The sequence below is a fragment of the Actinokineospora fastidiosa genome, from assembly GCF_014648415.1.
GTDB classification, from domain to species: Bacteria; Actinomycetota; Actinomycetes; order Mycobacteriales; family Pseudonocardiaceae; genus Actinokineospora; species Actinokineospora fastidiosa.
Window position 1 is genome coordinate 369104 of the sequence record NZ_BMRB01000003.1, and the last position, 14474, is coordinate 383577.

At 70.4% G+C, this 14474-nt stretch carries 19 protein-coding genes; 2 read left to right on the forward strand and 17 right to left on the reverse strand.

Annotation, left to right across the window (positions count from 1 at the left end; translation table 11 throughout):
* Positions 1 to 189 precede the first annotated feature (189 nt).
* From IEY98_RS20660 to IEY98_RS20680, 5 genes are all read right to left on the reverse strand, one after another.
* Positions 190 to 774 carry a maleylpyruvate isomerase family mycothiol-dependent enzyme gene (locus IEY98_RS20660; protein WP_189212209.1) on the reverse strand — a complete coding sequence of 195 codons (585 nt, stop codon included), beginning with the start codon at positions 772 to 774 and terminating at the stop codon, positions 190 to 192.
* Entirely contained in the window at positions 764 to 1990 is a 1227-nt protein-coding gene (locus IEY98_RS20665) for an RNA polymerase sigma factor (RefSeq protein ID WP_189212210.1), read from the reverse strand. Before IEY98_RS20665 ends, IEY98_RS20660 begins: the two co-directional genes overlap by 11 nt.
* A gap of 1 nt (position 1991) precedes the next feature.
* Positions 1992 to 2321 carry a YciI family protein gene (locus IEY98_RS20670; RefSeq protein ID WP_189212211.1) on the reverse strand — a complete coding sequence of 110 codons (330 nt, stop codon included), beginning with the start codon at positions 2319 to 2321 and terminating at the stop codon, positions 1992 to 1994.
* Between the two features lie 78 nt (positions 2322 to 2399).
* The gene (locus IEY98_RS20675; protein WP_189212212.1) at positions 2400 to 3065 is read right to left on the reverse strand and encodes a hypothetical protein; all 666 of its coding nucleotides are present in this window, start codon (positions 3063 to 3065) and stop codon (positions 2400 to 2402) included.
* Between the two features lie 251 nt (positions 3066 to 3316).
* Positions 3317 to 3679, reverse strand: a complete 363-nt coding sequence (locus tag IEY98_RS20680) for an STAS domain-containing protein (protein ID WP_189212213.1) — start codon at positions 3677 to 3679, stop codon at positions 3317 to 3319.
* 188 nt (positions 3680 to 3867) lie between these two features.
* Here IEY98_RS20680 and IEY98_RS20685 point away from each other — a divergent pair, with 188 nt between their 5' ends.
* Positions 3868 to 4515 carry a Pr6Pr family membrane protein gene (locus IEY98_RS20685; protein WP_189212214.1) on the forward strand — a complete coding sequence of 216 codons (648 nt, stop codon included), beginning with the start codon at positions 3868 to 3870 and terminating at the stop codon, positions 4513 to 4515.
* On the opposite strand, the gene IEY98_RS20690 is transcribed toward IEY98_RS20685, so the two are convergent.
* Both IEY98_RS20690 and IEY98_RS20695 read right to left on the reverse strand, forming a co-directional pair.
* Complete coding sequence (locus IEY98_RS20690) at positions 4478 to 4945, reverse strand: PPOX class F420-dependent oxidoreductase (protein WP_189212215.1); 468 nt, start codon at positions 4943 to 4945, stop codon at positions 4478 to 4480. The genes IEY98_RS20685 and IEY98_RS20690 overlap by 38 nt on opposite strands.
* Before the next feature lie 11 nt (positions 4946 to 4956).
* A complete protein-coding gene (locus IEY98_RS20695; protein WP_189212216.1) occupies positions 4957 to 5940 on the reverse strand; it encodes an SMP-30/gluconolactonase/LRE family protein in 984 nt (327 codons plus the stop codon).
* A gap of 131 nt (positions 5941 to 6071) precedes the next feature.
* Between IEY98_RS20695 and IEY98_RS20700 the strand changes: the two genes are divergently transcribed.
* Positions 6072 to 6443 carry a hypothetical protein gene (locus IEY98_RS20700; RefSeq protein WP_189212217.1) on the forward strand — a complete coding sequence of 124 codons (372 nt, stop codon included), beginning with the start codon at positions 6072 to 6074 and terminating at the stop codon, positions 6441 to 6443.
* Here the strand turns inward: IEY98_RS20700 and IEY98_RS20705 are convergent, their stop codons facing one another.
* The 10 genes from IEY98_RS20705 to IEY98_RS20750 all read right to left on the reverse strand — a co-directional run bounded on the left by IEY98_RS20705 (position 6444) and on the right by IEY98_RS20750 (position 14424).
* Positions 6444 to 7340 carry an NADP-dependent oxidoreductase gene (locus tag IEY98_RS20705; RefSeq protein WP_189212218.1) on the reverse strand — a complete coding sequence of 299 codons (897 nt, stop codon included), beginning with the start codon at positions 7338 to 7340 and terminating at the stop codon, positions 6444 to 6446. It abuts the gene before it with no gap.
* A 60-nt stretch (positions 7341 to 7400) separates the two neighbouring features.
* Positions 7401 to 8276 carry a phosphotransferase family protein gene (locus IEY98_RS20710; RefSeq protein ID WP_229787105.1) on the reverse strand — a complete coding sequence of 292 codons (876 nt, stop codon included), beginning with the start codon at positions 8274 to 8276 and terminating at the stop codon, positions 7401 to 7403.
* 42 nt (positions 8277 to 8318) lie between these two features.
* Positions 8319 to 8819 (reverse strand): glycine-rich domain-containing protein, encoded by a 501-nt coding sequence (locus IEY98_RS20715; protein WP_189212219.1) that lies wholly within the window; start codon positions 8817 to 8819, stop codon positions 8319 to 8321.
* A 115-nt stretch (positions 8820 to 8934) separates the two neighbouring features.
* Entirely contained in the window at positions 8935 to 9087 is a 153-nt protein-coding gene (locus IEY98_RS20720; RefSeq protein ID WP_189212220.1) for a DUF397 domain-containing protein, read from the reverse strand.
* Positions 9084 to 9914, reverse strand: coding sequence for a helix-turn-helix domain-containing protein (locus IEY98_RS20725; protein ID WP_189212221.1), 831 nt, complete (start codon positions 9912 to 9914; stop codon positions 9084 to 9086). Before IEY98_RS20725 ends, IEY98_RS20720 begins: the two co-directional genes overlap by 4 nt.
* Before the next feature lie 101 nt (positions 9915 to 10015).
* Complete coding sequence (locus IEY98_RS20730; RefSeq protein ID WP_189212222.1) at positions 10016 to 10657, reverse strand: histidine phosphatase family protein; 642 nt, start codon at positions 10655 to 10657, stop codon at positions 10016 to 10018.
* The gene (locus IEY98_RS20735) at positions 10654 to 11694 is read right to left on the reverse strand and encodes a phosphotransferase family protein (RefSeq protein WP_189212223.1); all 1041 of its coding nucleotides are present in this window, start codon (positions 11692 to 11694) and stop codon (positions 10654 to 10656) included. The genes IEY98_RS20730 and IEY98_RS20735 overlap by 4 nt, the downstream gene beginning before the upstream one ends.
* A complete protein-coding gene (locus IEY98_RS20740; protein WP_229787106.1) occupies positions 11691 to 12443 on the reverse strand; it encodes an SDR family oxidoreductase in 753 nt (250 codons plus the stop codon). Before IEY98_RS20740 ends, IEY98_RS20735 begins: the two co-directional genes overlap by 4 nt.
* Complete coding sequence (locus IEY98_RS20745; protein ID WP_189212225.1) at positions 12440 to 13228, reverse strand: SDR family NAD(P)-dependent oxidoreductase; 789 nt, start codon at positions 13226 to 13228, stop codon at positions 12440 to 12442. The genes IEY98_RS20740 and IEY98_RS20745 overlap by 4 nt, the downstream gene beginning before the upstream one ends.
* Entirely contained in the window at positions 13225 to 14424 is a 1200-nt protein-coding gene (locus tag IEY98_RS20750; protein ID WP_189212226.1) for an acyl-CoA dehydrogenase family protein, read from the reverse strand. Before IEY98_RS20750 ends, IEY98_RS20745 begins: the two co-directional genes overlap by 4 nt.
* Between the last annotated feature and the right edge of the window lie 50 nt (positions 14425 to 14474).

A 14474-nucleotide genomic window follows, 5' to 3' on the forward strand; every position in this document is an offset into this window, starting at 1 on the left:
AAGGTCGGGCCATTCGGAGGTTCGGACCCTTCGGATCGGGCGAGCATCCGGTTCGGCGCGCTTCAAATGATCTGATCATCTGAATGGCCAGGTTGCTCAGCGTTGCACTCATTCAGATGGTCTCATCATCCACATGGTCTGATCATTTAGATGATGTTGTCATCTGGATGGTGGGATCATCTGGGGTGATCACCCTGCTGGCGTGAGGGTCACGGTTCTGCCGGTGGCAGCCAGGAGGAGGTCTCCCAAGGGAGCGTGGCGGTCCTCGCCGGTGCCGGAGGTCCAGTCGGCGTCGGTGGCTACCAGGCGGATGGTGCGGAAGCGTTTGCGGGCGCCGTAGAACCGGCTGGCCAGGACGTGTTCCAGGGCGGCCACCGTCTGCTCCTCCGGCATCTCCCGCACCCGTCCCAGGGCGCGGGCCACGTCCTGGCCGTGGACCAAGGCGTCCACCAGGGGGTCGAGGAGGCCCGACCCGGGAGCGCGGCGGGGTGAGCCCGCCGTCTCCCGCAGTTGGGCGACCAGCTCCACCCGGTCGAACCGGGCGGCCCGTTCCGTCGCCGCGCGGGCGACCATTCGGTTGAAGTCGCCGCGGGCGCGGATCGCCCCCACGATGCACTCGCGCCAGCCTGTCCGGGTCGACAAGGTCATGTGAGCGGCCACGTCGTGGACCGTCCAGCCGGGACACAGCGACGGGGCGCGCCACTCGGCGTCGGTCAGGGCGTCCAGGAAGTCCGCCAGGCTCAGCCGCTCGGCGCGGGTCCAGTCAGGAATCACCGATCTCCTCCAGTCGTCGGCGCGCGTGGGCGCGTTCGGGTTCCGTTCCGGCCAGCTCCAGCGCCTGCCGGTAGGCCGCAGCGGCGTCGGCCGCCCTGCCCAGCCGGGTCAGCAGGTCTCCCCGCGCCGACGCGTAGGGGTGGTAGGCGCGCAGCCGCGGCTCGTCCGCCAGCTCGTCCAGCAGCGCCAGCCCCGCCTCCGCACCGTCCCGCATCGCGACGGCCGCGGCGCGGTTGACGGCGACCACCGGGGACGGCGTCATGGCCAGCAGCACGTCGTACAGCGCCACGATCTGCGGCCAGTCGGTCGACTCCACCGACGCGGCCTCGTCGTGCAGGGCCGCGATCGCCGCCTGCACGCCGTACGGGCCGGGCGCACCCCCGGTCAGCGCGGTCTCCACCAGCGCCCGGCCCTCGTCGATCATCGGACGGTCCCAGCGGGACCGGTCCTGGTCCTCCAGCAGCACCAGCTCCCCCGAGGGGCCGGTGCGGGCGTCGCGGCGGGCGAAGACCAGCAGCATCAGCGCCAGCAGGCCCGCGACCTCCCGCTCGCCCGGCAGCAGGCGGCGCAGGATGCGCGCCAGCCGAATGGCCTCCGCCGCCAGGTCGAGCCGCTGGAGGGCGTCACCGGAGCTGGCCGCGTAGCCCTCGGTGAACACCGAGTACACGACCTGCAGCACCCCGGGCAGCCGCGACGGCAGCTCGTCGGCGCCCGGCACGCGGAACGGGATGCGGGCCTCGCGGATCTTGTTCTTCGCCCGCACGATCCGCTTGCTCATCGTCGCGGTCGGGACCAGGAACGCGCGGGCCACCTCGGCGGTGGTCAGCCCGGCCAGGCAGCGCAGCGTCAGCGCCACGCGGTCCTCGGCGGGCAGCGCCGGGTGGGCGCAGGTGAAGAACAGCTGCAGCCGCTCGTCGGGCAGGTCGGCGGTCGCGTCCGCCGGTGGCGCCGGGTCGGCGCGGTCCGCCTCGACCTGCAGGATCGCCAGCCGCGCCGCGTACGTCCGGTCGCGGCGCAGGCGGTCGACCGCCCGGCGCCGGGCCGTGGTCAGCAGCCAGGCGCCGGGCCGGTCCGGGACGCCGTCGACCGGCCAGCGCACCAGTGCCGCCTCGATCGCCTCGGAGGCGACGTCCTCGGCCAGGTCGAGGTCGCCGAAGCGGCGCACGAGGGCGGCGAGCAGCCTGCCCCGCTCCTCGCGGAAGACGGCGGAGTCCACCTCAGAACTCGGCGACCGGCCGGACGACGACCGCCCCGTCCCGCGCCCCCGGGCACCGCCGCGCCCAGTCCAGCGCCACGTCGAGGTCCGGCACGTCGATGATGTAGTAGCCGCCCAGGACCTCGCGCGTCTCCGCGTACGGCCCGTCGGTCACGGTGGCCTCCCCCGCCGCGTCCACCTGGACGGTCGTGGCGGTGGTGAGGTCCTTGAGGGTGTGCCCGGAGACGAACACGCCCGCGTCCTTGACGGTCTTGTCGTAGGCCACCCAGTCCTCGAACGTGCACTGCGCCTCGTCCGCCGAGCCCGCGTAGATCATGAGCATGTACTTCACTGTCCGTCTCCCATCGTCGTCCTACACCTATACGACGAACGAGAGACGGCGGCACGGACCGAGGCGCCGAGAAAGTTCTCAGGGCGCCGCCGGGGTCGACACCGCGTCCCCGATCACCGGACCGCTGACCTCCGGCTGGTCGATCACCGGCTCCTCGATGACCGGGTCCTCGATCGCGGGCTCCTCGACCACCGGGTCCTCGATCACCGGCGCCTCGGCAGCGGGCTCGCCGACCACCGGGTCAGGCCCCCACACCGGCACCGGTCCCCACAGGGGCACCGGTCCCCACATGGGCACGGGCTCCCACACCGGCACCGGGTGATGCACCACGACCGGCTCGCCCATCTCCTGCAGGTACGCCTCGATCACGCTGAGCAGCGAGTTGACCAGCGTGGCCACCGCCGTCGGCGGCCGGTACGGGTCCCACGGCCAGGAGTCCCGGATCTGCGCCGCCAGCGCGTCGGCCTCGTCGAGCAGTCCGAACGCCCGCTCCGACCGCGCCACCTCGTAGGCGGCGGCGATCGCGGGCGGCAGGTCGGTGACGGCCTCGATCAGGGCGAAGGAGTCGCCCGCCGTCACGGCGGTCGCGATGCGCTCGTGCAGTGCCGTCAGGTCGGACTCGACGGTCCGGGGCTCGCTCTCGGCGACCACCGGGGTCGTCGCGATGGCGAGGCCCGTGGCCGCCGTGGACATCACGCCCACGGCCATGACAGCGGCCGCGATCCGCCCGAGGTGTCGATTCATCGAAGTTCCTCTCCGGTTTGGTCCACTGCCCCCTTTCAACCGCTACCAGGCGCAATCAAAGGACACCATATGATCACCCATTGTGATCACCCCGGCTTCACCCGGTCCGGATACGGCGGTCGCGGTACGGGCGACCACCATCGGGGCCGGAATGGGACATTCCGTCACGGACGGCCAGAATTGCTCCACGCCGGATAACTCGATCAGGCATCATCGCGTGCCGTCGGATCAATAACGCGTGTCGCGCCCGTTTACCACCGCGAGGCGACCAGCGGCCGCAGCGCGGCGTCGAGGTCCGGGCAGATCGAGACGATCTCGTGGACGCCGGTCAGGTGCAGCGTGCGCAGCACCGGCCCCGGCCGGGCCGCGACGCGCAGCCGCCGTCCCCGGTGCAGGCAGTGGTAATGCGCCCTGATCAGCAGGGGCGCGGTGCCGACGCTGAGGTATCCCACCTCGGTCAGGTCCACCACGACGAGCATCTTCGCGGAGTTCTCCCCGCAGGCCTCCTCGACCTGCTGGCGCCACGGCTCCTCGCCCGCAAGGTCGATGCGCCCCCGCGCGGCGACCACGACGGCGGAGCGCGTCCGCCGGGTGGTCACGACCAAGGGCGTCACGAAACTCCTCCAGCCACACAAGGGGGATTGCCCGGTCACACCAGGCCCACGGACTATAACGGAGCGATCACCGCCGCGGACCCGACCACCCGTTCGCCGACCCGAATGCCACTCAAATCACACTCCAATCGCTGAATTACGCGAGCATCACACGCGTTCGGTCACGGCCCGGGGTTATGTTCACCCACATGCGCCCCACGTCCCGGCTCTGGTTCGGCCTCACGGCCCTGGTCGCGCTGGCCGGGCTCGCCGTGCAGACCACGGTCTCGATCACGGCGACCAGCGGTCAGTTCGAGACCGCCGCAGGCCGCGTCTTCAACATGCTCTGCTACTTCACGATCCAGTCGAACCTGATCGTCTGCGCCACGCACGCCCTGCTCGCACGCGATCCGAACCGCACGGGACCGGTGTTCGCGGCGTTCCGCCTGGCGGGCCTCATCGGCATCACCGTGACCGGCGTCGTCTACCACACGGTCCTGCGCTCGCTCTATGACCTGACCGGCCTCGCGCACATCGCGGACCTGCTGCTGCACACCGCGACCCCGATCCTGACGGTCGTCGGCTGGCTGCTGTTCGGCCCGCGCGCCCGGATCGGGCTCCGGACGGCGCTGCACGCGCTGCTGTTCCCCGCGCTGTACCTGGTGTTCACGCTGATCCGCGGCCCGATCGCGGAGTTCTACCCGTACCCGTTCCTGGACGTGGCGCTGAACGGCTACGGCAGCGTCCTGCTGAACAGCCTGGCCGTCGCCGTGCTGTTCCTGCTCCTGGCCTTCGGCGCGCTCGCGCTGGACCGCGTGCTCACGCGGGCGCCAGCCGAGGCGGGAAGCCCCCGGTAGCGATCGGCCCCCACCGCTGGATCTCCACCCGGATCAGGCATTTGCCCTGGCGCACCATCGCGGCGCGGTAGTCGTCCCAGTCGGGGTGCTCGCCGGAGATCGACCGGTAGTACTCGACCAGCGGCTCCAGCGCGTCCGGCAGGTCGAGCACCTCGGCCCGGCCGTCGACCTGCACGTACGGCCCGTTCCAGTCGTCGGAGAGCACGCACGCCGAGACCGAGGGGGTGCGCCGGATGTTGCGCGCCTTCGCCCGCTCGGGATAGGTGGACACGACCAGCCTGCCCGCCGCGTCGACGCCCGCCGAGACCGGCGACAGCTGCGGCGTCCCGTCCGCCCTGGTCGTGACCAGCACGCACCGCGAGCGGCCCCGCAGGAAAGAGATCAACTCATCGCGCTCGGGATGCTCAGCGGTGGCGATTCTGGGCGACATGCCACTCGACACTACGGCAGGTCGAAGAACGCCACCGCGCGTTCCTCCAGGCTGCCCAGGTACACCCGGCCGTCGTGCTCCCGGACCCCGGTGACCATGTGGTAGCCGACACCGGCGCCGTAGAAGTCGTGCAGCACCTGGCCGGTGCCGCCGTCGATCGCCCGTACCCACACGGTCTTCTTCTCCGCGGGCTGCAACCGCTCCGGAAGCCGCCACAGCGCCTTGCGCAGCGCGGGCGGGGTCCGCAGCAGCAGGTCGAGGCGCGGGTCGCGCGGGTTGGCGAAGGCGATCCAGATGTGCCCGTCGCTGCCGGTGGAGATGTTGTCGGGGAAGCCGGGCAGGTTGTCGGCGATGACGTCGAACTCGCCCGCCCGCGCGCCGGAGAGCCACAGCCGGATCAGCCGGTACTCCCACATCTCGGCGAAGACCACGAAGGACTCGTCCGGGGCGAGCGCGACGCCGTTGGGGAACTGCAGGCCGCTGCGCAGGACGTCGACCGTGCCGTCCGGGGTGCGGCGCAGGAACCGGCCGGTCCCGGTGTGCTCGAGCAGGTCAGCCTTCCAGTGGGTCAGCTCGAACCGCTGGGTGGAGTCGGTGAAGTAGATCGTGCCGTCCGCGGTGACGGCGGCGTTGTTGCACAGGTGCAGCTGCGGGCTCCTGGGCACCAGCGTCTCCACCGCGCCCGTCACCCGGTCGACGGCCAGCAGGCCGCGCTTGGCGTCGCACACCAGGAGTCGACCATCGGGCAGGTGTTCCAGCCCCAACGGGCGGCCCCCGGTGTCGGCGATCGTGTCCAGCCGCCGCCCGTCGGAGGTGAGCCGCAGGACGCGGCCGTCGTCGACGCCGGTGTAGACGTTGCCCTTGTCGTCGACCAGGACGTCCTCGGCCCCGCTGCCGTTGACGTGCCAGACGGTCAGCGGCGGCAGCGACGGCGGGGGCCTGCGGCCGGCGCGGGGCGCCTTCCAGACGACGGGCTCGATCGCGGGCCTGCGCATCATCGGCTCCTTCTGGTCGGCGTCTCCCCCATCCTGACGAGCGGGACCGGATGCCACCACCGCAGGTAGCATCCGCGCTGCTCCCGACGATGCAGTTCACCCACGCCCTTTCAAGGTTCAGGGAGCAGGCCGTGCACTTCACCAGGGAGCACGTCGACCAGGCCATCGACCATGTGATCCAGACCAATGGCGCGCTGACGAACTACTCGCAGCTGTTCAGCGCGGCCGGTCTGCCCTCGGCCGACCCGCAAGTGATCGACGAGTTCATGACCCAGTTCCACCAACGCTGCGCCGAGCGCGGCCTGCCGCCGCTGGACGCCCTGGTGGTGCACGCCGCAGGCCCCAGACGCGACTTCCCCGACGCCGCCTACTTCCGGCTCAACAACCAGCCCGACCCGCTGATCGTCACCGCCACCATCGCCGACAAGCGCGACGCGACCACTTTCTGGCTGCACCAGATCCAGACGTGCAAGCTGTGGTCCACGCGCACGAGCCGCCAATAGTCAAGGCACGATGACGACTTTGCCCCTACCATGCCCGGCCTCGACGTCGCGGTGCGCGGCGGCCGCGTCGGCGAGCGGGTACGTCGCGCGGACGTGGACACGCGGGTGCGCCGCGATCAGCGCGGCGAGCCGGTCGCCCGACCGCCTGCTGAACAACGCCCGCACCCCGAGTTCGTCGACCAGGTCGAACGCCACGAGCGTCCCGATCCGCGACCGGTCGGCCACCAACTCGACCGACGCCCGCAACGCCTCCGCCCCCGCCCCGTCGAGCGCCGCGTCTACACCGTTCGACGCGACCGCCCGGACGCGTTCGACGAGCCCTGGGCCGTAGGTGACGGGGATGGCACCCAGCTCGCGCAGGTACTCGTGGTTCGCCTCGCTGGCCGTGCCGATCACGGTCGCGCCCCGTTGTTTGGCAAGCTGCACAGCCACCGTCCCGACCCCGCCCGCTGCGGCGTGCACGAGCAGCGTGTCACCCGCGCCCACGCCCAGGTCTTCGAGCGCGGTGTGGGCGGCCTGGCCACTGCCGGACAACCCACCCGCCTGCTCGAAGGACATGGCCGCAGGCTTGACCACGACCTGATCGACGTTGACGACGACGTATTCGGCGTAGCAGGCGAGAACCGCGAACCCGACGACGGCGTCCCCCGGGGCGAAGGCGGTGACGTCCGGGCCGAGCAGGTCGACCACGCCCGCGAACTCGTTGCCCAACAGCTGGGGATGCCGGATCTCGATCCCCCTGGGCGCCCACCCCTGCCGAACACCGATGTCAAACGGCTGCACACCAGCCGCTTTGACCCGCACGCGGATCTGGCCGGGACCGGGCAGGGGGTCGGGTAGGTCGACCAGTTCGAGGACATCGGGACCACCGGCAGCGGTGGCGACAACGGCCTTCACGACTGCACGCCGTTCAGTTGGTTCATGACGGCGATCGTGCAACCTCCACTATGGAAGAGGTCAAGTGCCCAGACGCCATCGCATGTAGCGCTGGGCGAGCGCAGCACGCGTGGCGGTACAGCGGCCCTGCCGCACCCAGCTTGTCCACATCCCAGCGAGGTAGACGGCCCACGGGGTCAGCGCGGCTTCCGCGGCGGCCGACCAGGTTCCCCGGCTCCGCGCCCATGATTCGGCCTCGGCAGGGAAGTGTCCGCGCTCGATGAGCCGCACGATCAGGTAGGCGGTGTCCACCCAGGCCGCGCCCCTGCCCGGCATCCCCCAGTCGATCACGCGGGCGGAAGGACCGCACAGCAGGAACTGGTCCCCGTGCAGGTCGGTGTGAACAAGCCGATCCCCGTCGACCAATGCGGGCAGCTCGGTGGAGAGCGCGTCCAGTCGGGCGGGGTCGAGGCCGTGCACGGCTTCCGGTTGCGCGACGGCGAGGTCACGCCACCAGTGCGTCTCCGGCCAGCGCATGGTCAACGGACGCAGGTCCGGCGCCCTGACCTCGGCGATCCGCTCGACGACCTGGGCGACCGGGTCGAGATCGGGCGACCCTGGCGAGAGGTCCGCGGGTCGACCCGACACGTGCTCGAAGCCCACCACCAGCCAGTCGTCACCATCGACCGCGACATCCTCGGAGAACAGGACTTCGGGGGCGATGCCGACAACATGCCGAGCGGCGGCTGTCTCGTTGCGCAACCACCGCATCGCGGGACGGCGACCTCGGACGCCCTTGAGGAAGACCCGACGCGAGTCACCGAGGTGCAGCACGCAGGTGATGTCGCTGCTCTGCCCGACCACGACCCGTTCGACGACGGAGATCGGGTCCGCGTGCCGCTCCACCGACAGACGAACAGCGCCCGGCAGGTCGTCCCAGGACAGCTTCGCGGGCATCAGGCCTCCTACCGGGCCGCGTCGCCCTTGTGCAGCCGGGAGTCACCCTAGCGCCGCAGCGAACTTCCTGCGCGTGTCGGAGTTCTCGTTCCCGTCGCCACCTGAGGCGTTGCAGTTGCCGTCCTCGTGGCAGGGGCCGCAGGACGCAGAGCTCGGCCACAACTCGGCGTCCACGAAGAAACCCGCCTGCCGGATCGCATCGACTGTGTCCGCCCGCGCCTGCCCCGGTGCGCCACCATCGTGGTCGATGTGGTGGATGTACCGGCCGCAGACACGCTCGCAGAATTCGTGGTAGGCACGGGTGTCGAGCCAGATGAAGGTGTGCCACCCGATGTCAACCTGCCTGCTGGGCGACAACGGAGCGACATCCCGCCCTGTGCTGCCGCAGGTGGCCACGAACGCCACAGCCTGGTCCACGATCCGCTCCGCCAGCTCCCGATCCACTCCGTGATCGCAGGCGATCCTCGCGGACAACCGGCGCACCAGCGATTCGGAGACCAGGGACCTGCCGTAGCGAACGGTGGGAAGATTCGCGGAAGACATGGGGCGTCCCTCCTCGGCTATCCGCATTCATGGCGTACCAGTAATGGCAGATCAGTCGCCCTGCAGTCAGCCGCCAGCCGAGGGAGCGGAGACACCTGAAGGTGTGGTGCCTAGTTCACCGCACGTGGGCGATGAGGTTCCGGATCGCGGTGGGGGTGAGGGGGAGGGTGGCGTTCGGGTTCTTGCTGTCGCGGGCGGCGCTCAGGTCTTGTCGCAGCTCGACGCAGTTGCTCTCGTTGCCGGAACGCGACGACTTTCGCCAGGTCATGGGCTCACCCTCTCTATCAGCCGCTCGATCATACTGCGGCTTTCCGAGGCCGAAAGGGCGATCTTGCTCAGGTGTGAACGCAACTCCAGATAGACTTCGACCTCTTCGTCATGCAGATCCACAGTGCTGCGCTGTAGCTCGACGTGGACGACCGGTGGGCAGATCGGGGACTCGATCAGCAACCAGGAGTGCATTGCCGCGTGCGGCTCGCATCGAACAATGCGGACTCCGACTCCCCTGGTGCCCACGTCGTGCAGGTGGCGAAGTTGCTCGACCAGCGCCTCCCTTCCGCCGTACGGGATGTGGAGCACAGGCTCGAAGATGAACGCCGTGTAGTCGACGGTAGGAAGAATTTGCTGCCTGCGCATTCGAGCCTGCCACCGAACCTCCGCCTCCGCGCTCGAAGCACCGTCGGTGGTCATGAAACCCACCGCGTACGCGGAGGTCTGCAACAAGCCCGGCACCAGGGTGTTCGACCAGTCCGTCAGCACGTTCGCCGTGGACTCATAGCCAACCAAGGTCGTCACGCCGTCTCGTAGCCCGACGTGCGCCCGCGACCACCAGCCCGACAGGTTGGGTGCCCTGACGGTCGCGCAGATGCTCTCCCGCTCCGCATACGGGACCTTGTACACCGTCAGCAGGCTGGCCACGTCCTCGACGGTGATGTGGCGTTTGCCGTTCTCGGTCCTGCTGAGTGTGGGGGTGGAGATCCCCACGGCAGCGGCGGCCTGTTCGAGGGACAGGTCGGTCCGCTCGGTGCGGATGGTGCGGAGCAGGGCGCCGATGGCGCGATCCCTTGCCTGCGACGGTTTTCGAGCGCCTCCCATTGTGCCGACCCTTTCTCAGCTCGCAATCGCGTGTCAGGTCGGCAAACTATCTTGATCGGGAGGCGTCCGGCTTGGCCTTTCAGGTACCACGGATGAGTGATCTATCTGTATGTCAGCAACTCGCGATTAGGGCCCTCGAAGTGCCCGTGGTCATTGAACGACACCAGGGACGAACCGGAGCGGCCGACCACGATCTTGGTGATGGCGGCATTGACCACGACCCTGTTCAACGCCACCAGACCCGCTGGTCCCAAGCCCAGCAGGCCCGCGCACAAGGCCGCGATCACGCCGCCGGAGGTGAAGACCAGGGCGGTTCCCGCACGTGAAACCTCGGCGAGGGCGGCGGTGCCCGCGGCGGCGAAGTCCGCAAATGAACCTGCTGCGCCCGCGACCCTGCCTTCGGTAACCCACGTGTGCAGCGCGCGATCCAGCGCCGACTGGTAATCGCGGGGATCGGTCGGCAGCGGGTCGACGAAGGCCGCCACCAGGCCCAGGTGGTCGTACTCGTTCCAGCGCGCGTCCGCCACGCACGGCACCGACAGGCCCGCGGCGGCCGAGGCGATCTCGGCGGTGGCCTTCTGCCGCGACAGCGTCCCCGACAGCACCGACACCGGCCGCACGCCCCGCGACGCCAGTTCCGCGCCGACGATCTTCGCCTGGCGCTCGCCCGTCGGGGACAGCACGTCGTAGTCCGCCTGGCCGAAGGACGCCTGGCCGTGGCGGACGAGGTAGACGACGCTCACCGGCCCGCCACCTCCCGGCAGCGCCACTCCAGGTAGCCCACGAACATCCAGAAGTCCTTGAACCGCTCGTTGTGCGTCTGCCCGTGGTGGTACCGGTAGTAGATCTGCTGCATGATCACCGCGAGCCGGAACAGGCCGAACACCTCGTAGAACGCCCAGTTGGCCGGGCGCAGGCCGGAGGCGGCGCAGTAGTGGTCGACCAGTTCCGCGCGGGTCAGCATGCCGGGCACGTGGGTGGGCTGGCGGCGGGCCTGCTGGAAGACGGCGTCGTCGCCGGGCTCGATCCAGTACGCGACCGCGCCGCCGAGGTCCATCAGCGGGTCGCCGAGGGTGGACATCTCCCAGTCGAGGACGCCGACGATGTCCAGGGCGTCGTCGAGCACGACGTTGTCGAAGCGCCAGTCGTTGTGGATGACGACCGTGGCCACGTCGTCGGGCTGGTGCTCGGCGAGCCAGGCCATGACCGACTCGAAGTCGGGCACGTTCTCCGTGCGGGCGGCGCGGTAGCGCGTGGACCAGCCGCTCACCTGCCTGCCGACGTAGCCCGCGCCTTTGCCCAGGTCGGCAAGGCCCGCCGCGGCCGGGTCGACCCGGTGCAGGTCCACCAGCCGGTCGAACAGGGCCGTCGACAGCTTCCGCGCCCCGGCCTCGTCCAACGCCATCCCCGGCGGCAGCTCGCCGCGCAGGATCGTGCCCGGGATGCGCTCCATGACGTAGAAGTCCGAGCCCAGGACGGCGTGGTCGTCGCAGAACCCGATCACCGTCGGCACGTACGGGTACACCGGCTTGAGCCCACGCTGCACGCGGTACTCGCGGCGCATGTCGTGCGCCGACGCGGCCTTGCGGCCCACCGGCGGGCGGCGCAGGATCAGCTCCCGGCCGGGATAGGTCAGCAGGTACGTCAGGTTCGACGCCCCGCCGGGGAACTGCCGCACCGACGGCGTCCCGTCCAGCTCCACAATGGACTTCAACCAGCTGTCGACCGCGGCGACGTCGAAGCTGTCCTCGCCGCGGACCGAACCGGGCTCGTCCCTCACGACATCCTCGCCACGACGCCCAGCGGCAGGTGCCGCATCGCGAAGCCCAGCACGCTCCACGGCCACCGGGGCACGCACGCGCTGCCGGTCTCGCTCTCGATCGCCTTCACCATCGCGGTCACGCCGGTCCTGGTGTCGACCATGAGCGGGGTCTTGGCCACGCGCTCGTTCATCTCCGAGCGGATGTAGCCGGGGTGGATGGTGGTGACCTTGATCGGCGTGCGGGCCACGTCGGCGCGGATGCCCTCGGCGAGCGCGGAGACGCCCGCCTTGGTTGCCGCGTAGGTCGTCAGGTTGCGCGGCATGCCCCGCATGGCGCTCATCGACGAGATCATCACCAGGTGGCCCGCGTTCTGCGCGCGCAGGATCTCCATGGCGGCCTCGCATTGGGCGAGCGCGGCGACGAAGTTGGTCTCGGCGGTCTGCTTGTTGGCCGCGAAGTAGCCCGTGCCGATCGGCTGGCCCTTGCCCAGTCCGGCGTTCACGATCACCCGGTCGAGCGAGCCGAGGTCGTCGCGGAACTCGCCGAACACCTTGAACACCGCGTCGTGGTCGTTGACGTCCAGCGCGCGCACGCTGACCGTGATGCCGGGGTTCGCCGCGGTGATCTCGGCCTTGAGCCCGTCGAGGTTCTCCACCCGGCGCGCCGCGAGCGCGAGGTTGCGGCCGCGCGCGGCGAACTGGCGGGCCATCTCCGCGCCGAGGCCGGAGCTGGCTCCCGTGATCAGGATGTTCTTGCGCGTCATCACTTCTCCATGGCGGGCCGGATGCGGGCCCAGTACTTGGCGACTTGGCGGTCGACGACCCCGGGCAGCAGCCGCTTGAGCCGGTGGGCGCGGCGGCCGTCGCGGTGGGTGTGCACCAGGAACCGGCGGGCGGCGACGCCCGCGATCACCCGCGCGGCCACGTCGTCTGCGGTGACCGTGGCCGAGGCCATCAGCTTCCGGCTGAGCCTGAGCGCGGCCGGGTCCGGGGTGCGCAGCCGGTCGTTGAGGTTGGTCTGGAAGAAACCCGGGCACACGACGGTGGTCGTGATCCCGTACGGGCGCAGCTCGTGGCGCAGGGTCTCCGAGAGCGCGAGCACGCCCGCCTTGGTGACGTTGTAGGACGCCATGCCGGGCAGGTTCATGATGGCCGCGAGCGAGGCGATGTTGACCAGGTGGCCCGCGCCCGCCTCCTTGAACACCGGGATGAACTCGGCGCAGCCGCGGACGACGCCGCGCACGTTGATGTCCCAGATCCAGTCCCAGTCGGCGAGCGGGATGCGCTCCATGCGCCCGCCCGACCCGACGCCCGCGTTGTTGACCAGCACGTCGAGCCCGCCCCAGTGCTCGGCGCACCACTCGCGGGCGGCGGCCCAGTCGTCGGTGGTGACGTCGAGGGCGCGGTGCTCGGCAACGATCCCGTCCGCGACCGCCTTCGCCGCGTCACCGTCCACATCGGTCACCAGGACCTGATCGCCCCGGGCGGCGAACCCGCGGGCCAGCGCCGCGCCGAGGCCGGAGCCCGCGCCGGTGACCAGGACCCGGCTCACGACAGGTGCTTCTTCAGCTCAAGGCGGGCGATCACACCCAGGTGGACCTCGTCGGGACCGTCGGCCAGGCGCAGCGACCGCGCGCCGGAGTAGGCGGCGGCCAGCGGGAAGTCGTCGGTCATGCCCGCGCCGCCGTGCAGCTGGATGGCCATGTCGATCACGCCGAGGGCCATGTTCGGCACCGCGACCTTGATCTGGGAGATCTCCGAGCGGGCGGCCATCGCGCCCACGGTGTCGATCTTCCACGCGGCGTGCAGCACCAGCAGCCTGGCCTGCTCGATGGCGATGCGGGCCTGCGCGATGCGCTCGCGGTTGCCGCCGAGGTTGACCAGCGGCTTGCCGAACGCGGTGCGCGTGCTGGCGCGCTTGCAGGCCAAATCGAGCGACTTCTCGGCCAGGCCGATGAGCCGCATGCAGTGGTGGATGCGGCCGGGTCCGAGGCGGCCCTGGGCGATCTCGAAGCCGCGGCCGGGCCCGGCGATGATCGCGCTCGCGGGCAGCCGCACGTCGGTGAAGCTCACCTCGCCGTGGCCGAACGGCTCGTCGTGGCGGCCGAAGACCGGCAGCATCCGCTCGATCGCGACGCCCGGGGTGTCCAGCGGGACCAGGACCATCGAGTGCTGGAGGTACTTGTGCGCGTCCGGGTCGGTCAGGCCCATGAAGATGAGGACCTTGCAGTTGGGGTGGCCGATGCCGGTGGAGAACCACTTGCGGCCGTTGAGCACCACCTCATCGCCCTTGACGACCGCGGTGGCGGCCATGTTGGTGGCGTCGGAGGAGGCGACGTCCGGCTCGGTCATGCAGAACGCGGAGCGGATCTCGCCGTCGAGCAGCGGGGTGAGCCAGCGCTCCTGCTGTTCCGGGGAGCCGTAGAGGTGCAGGACCTCCATGTTGCCGGTGTCGGGGGCGTTGCAGTTGAAGACCTCGGGCGCGATGGCCGAGCGGCCCATGGCCTCGGCCAGCGGGGCGTACTCGACGTTCGTCAGGCCGGAGACCGACGGGAGGAACAGGTTCCACAGCCCGCGCTCGCGGGCCTTGGCCTTCAGCTCGGGGATGACCGGCAGCACCGTCCACGGGTCGTCCAGCCGCGCCAGCTCGCGGTGGTACTCGGGCTCGACCGGCTCGATCTCGGTGGCGATGAACTCGGTGACGCGCGCCAGGTACTCGGCGGCTTTGGCGGAGTGGGCGAAGTCCACGGCGGCCTCCCGACCGGACGACTGCTATTGAACACTGCTCGACAAGGTAC

Coding starts and splice junctions, on each gene's coding strand:
- IEY98_RS20685 (WP_189212214.1), top strand. CDS start 3,868: ATGCGCCCCACGTCCCGGCTCTGGTTCGGCCTCACGGCCCTGGTCGCG.
- IEY98_RS20720 (WP_189212220.1), bottom strand. CDS start 9,087: ATGACCTGGCGAAAGTCGTCGCGTTCCGGCAACGAGAGCAACTGCGTC.
- IEY98_RS20675 (WP_189212212.1), bottom strand. CDS start 3,065: ATGAATCGACACCTCGGGCGGATCGCGGCCGCTGTCATGGCCGTGGGC.
- IEY98_RS20715 (WP_189212219.1), bottom strand. CDS start 8,819: ATGTCTTCCGCGAATCTTCCCACCGTTCGCTACGGCAGGTCCCTGGTC.
- IEY98_RS20725 (WP_189212221.1), bottom strand. CDS start 9,914: ATGGGAGGCGCTCGAAAACCGTCGCAGGCAAGGGATCGCGCCATCGGC.
- IEY98_RS20695 (WP_189212216.1), bottom strand. CDS start 5,940: ATGCGCAGGCCCGCGATCGAGCCCGTCGTCTGGAAGGCGCCCCGCGCC.
- IEY98_RS20690 (WP_189212215.1), bottom strand. CDS start 4,945: ATGTCGCCCAGAATCGCCACCGCTGAGCATCCCGAGCGCGATGAGTTG.
- IEY98_RS20710 (WP_229787105.1), bottom strand. CDS start 8,276: ATGCCCGCGAAGCTGTCCTGGGACGACCTGCCGGGCGCTGTTCGTCTG.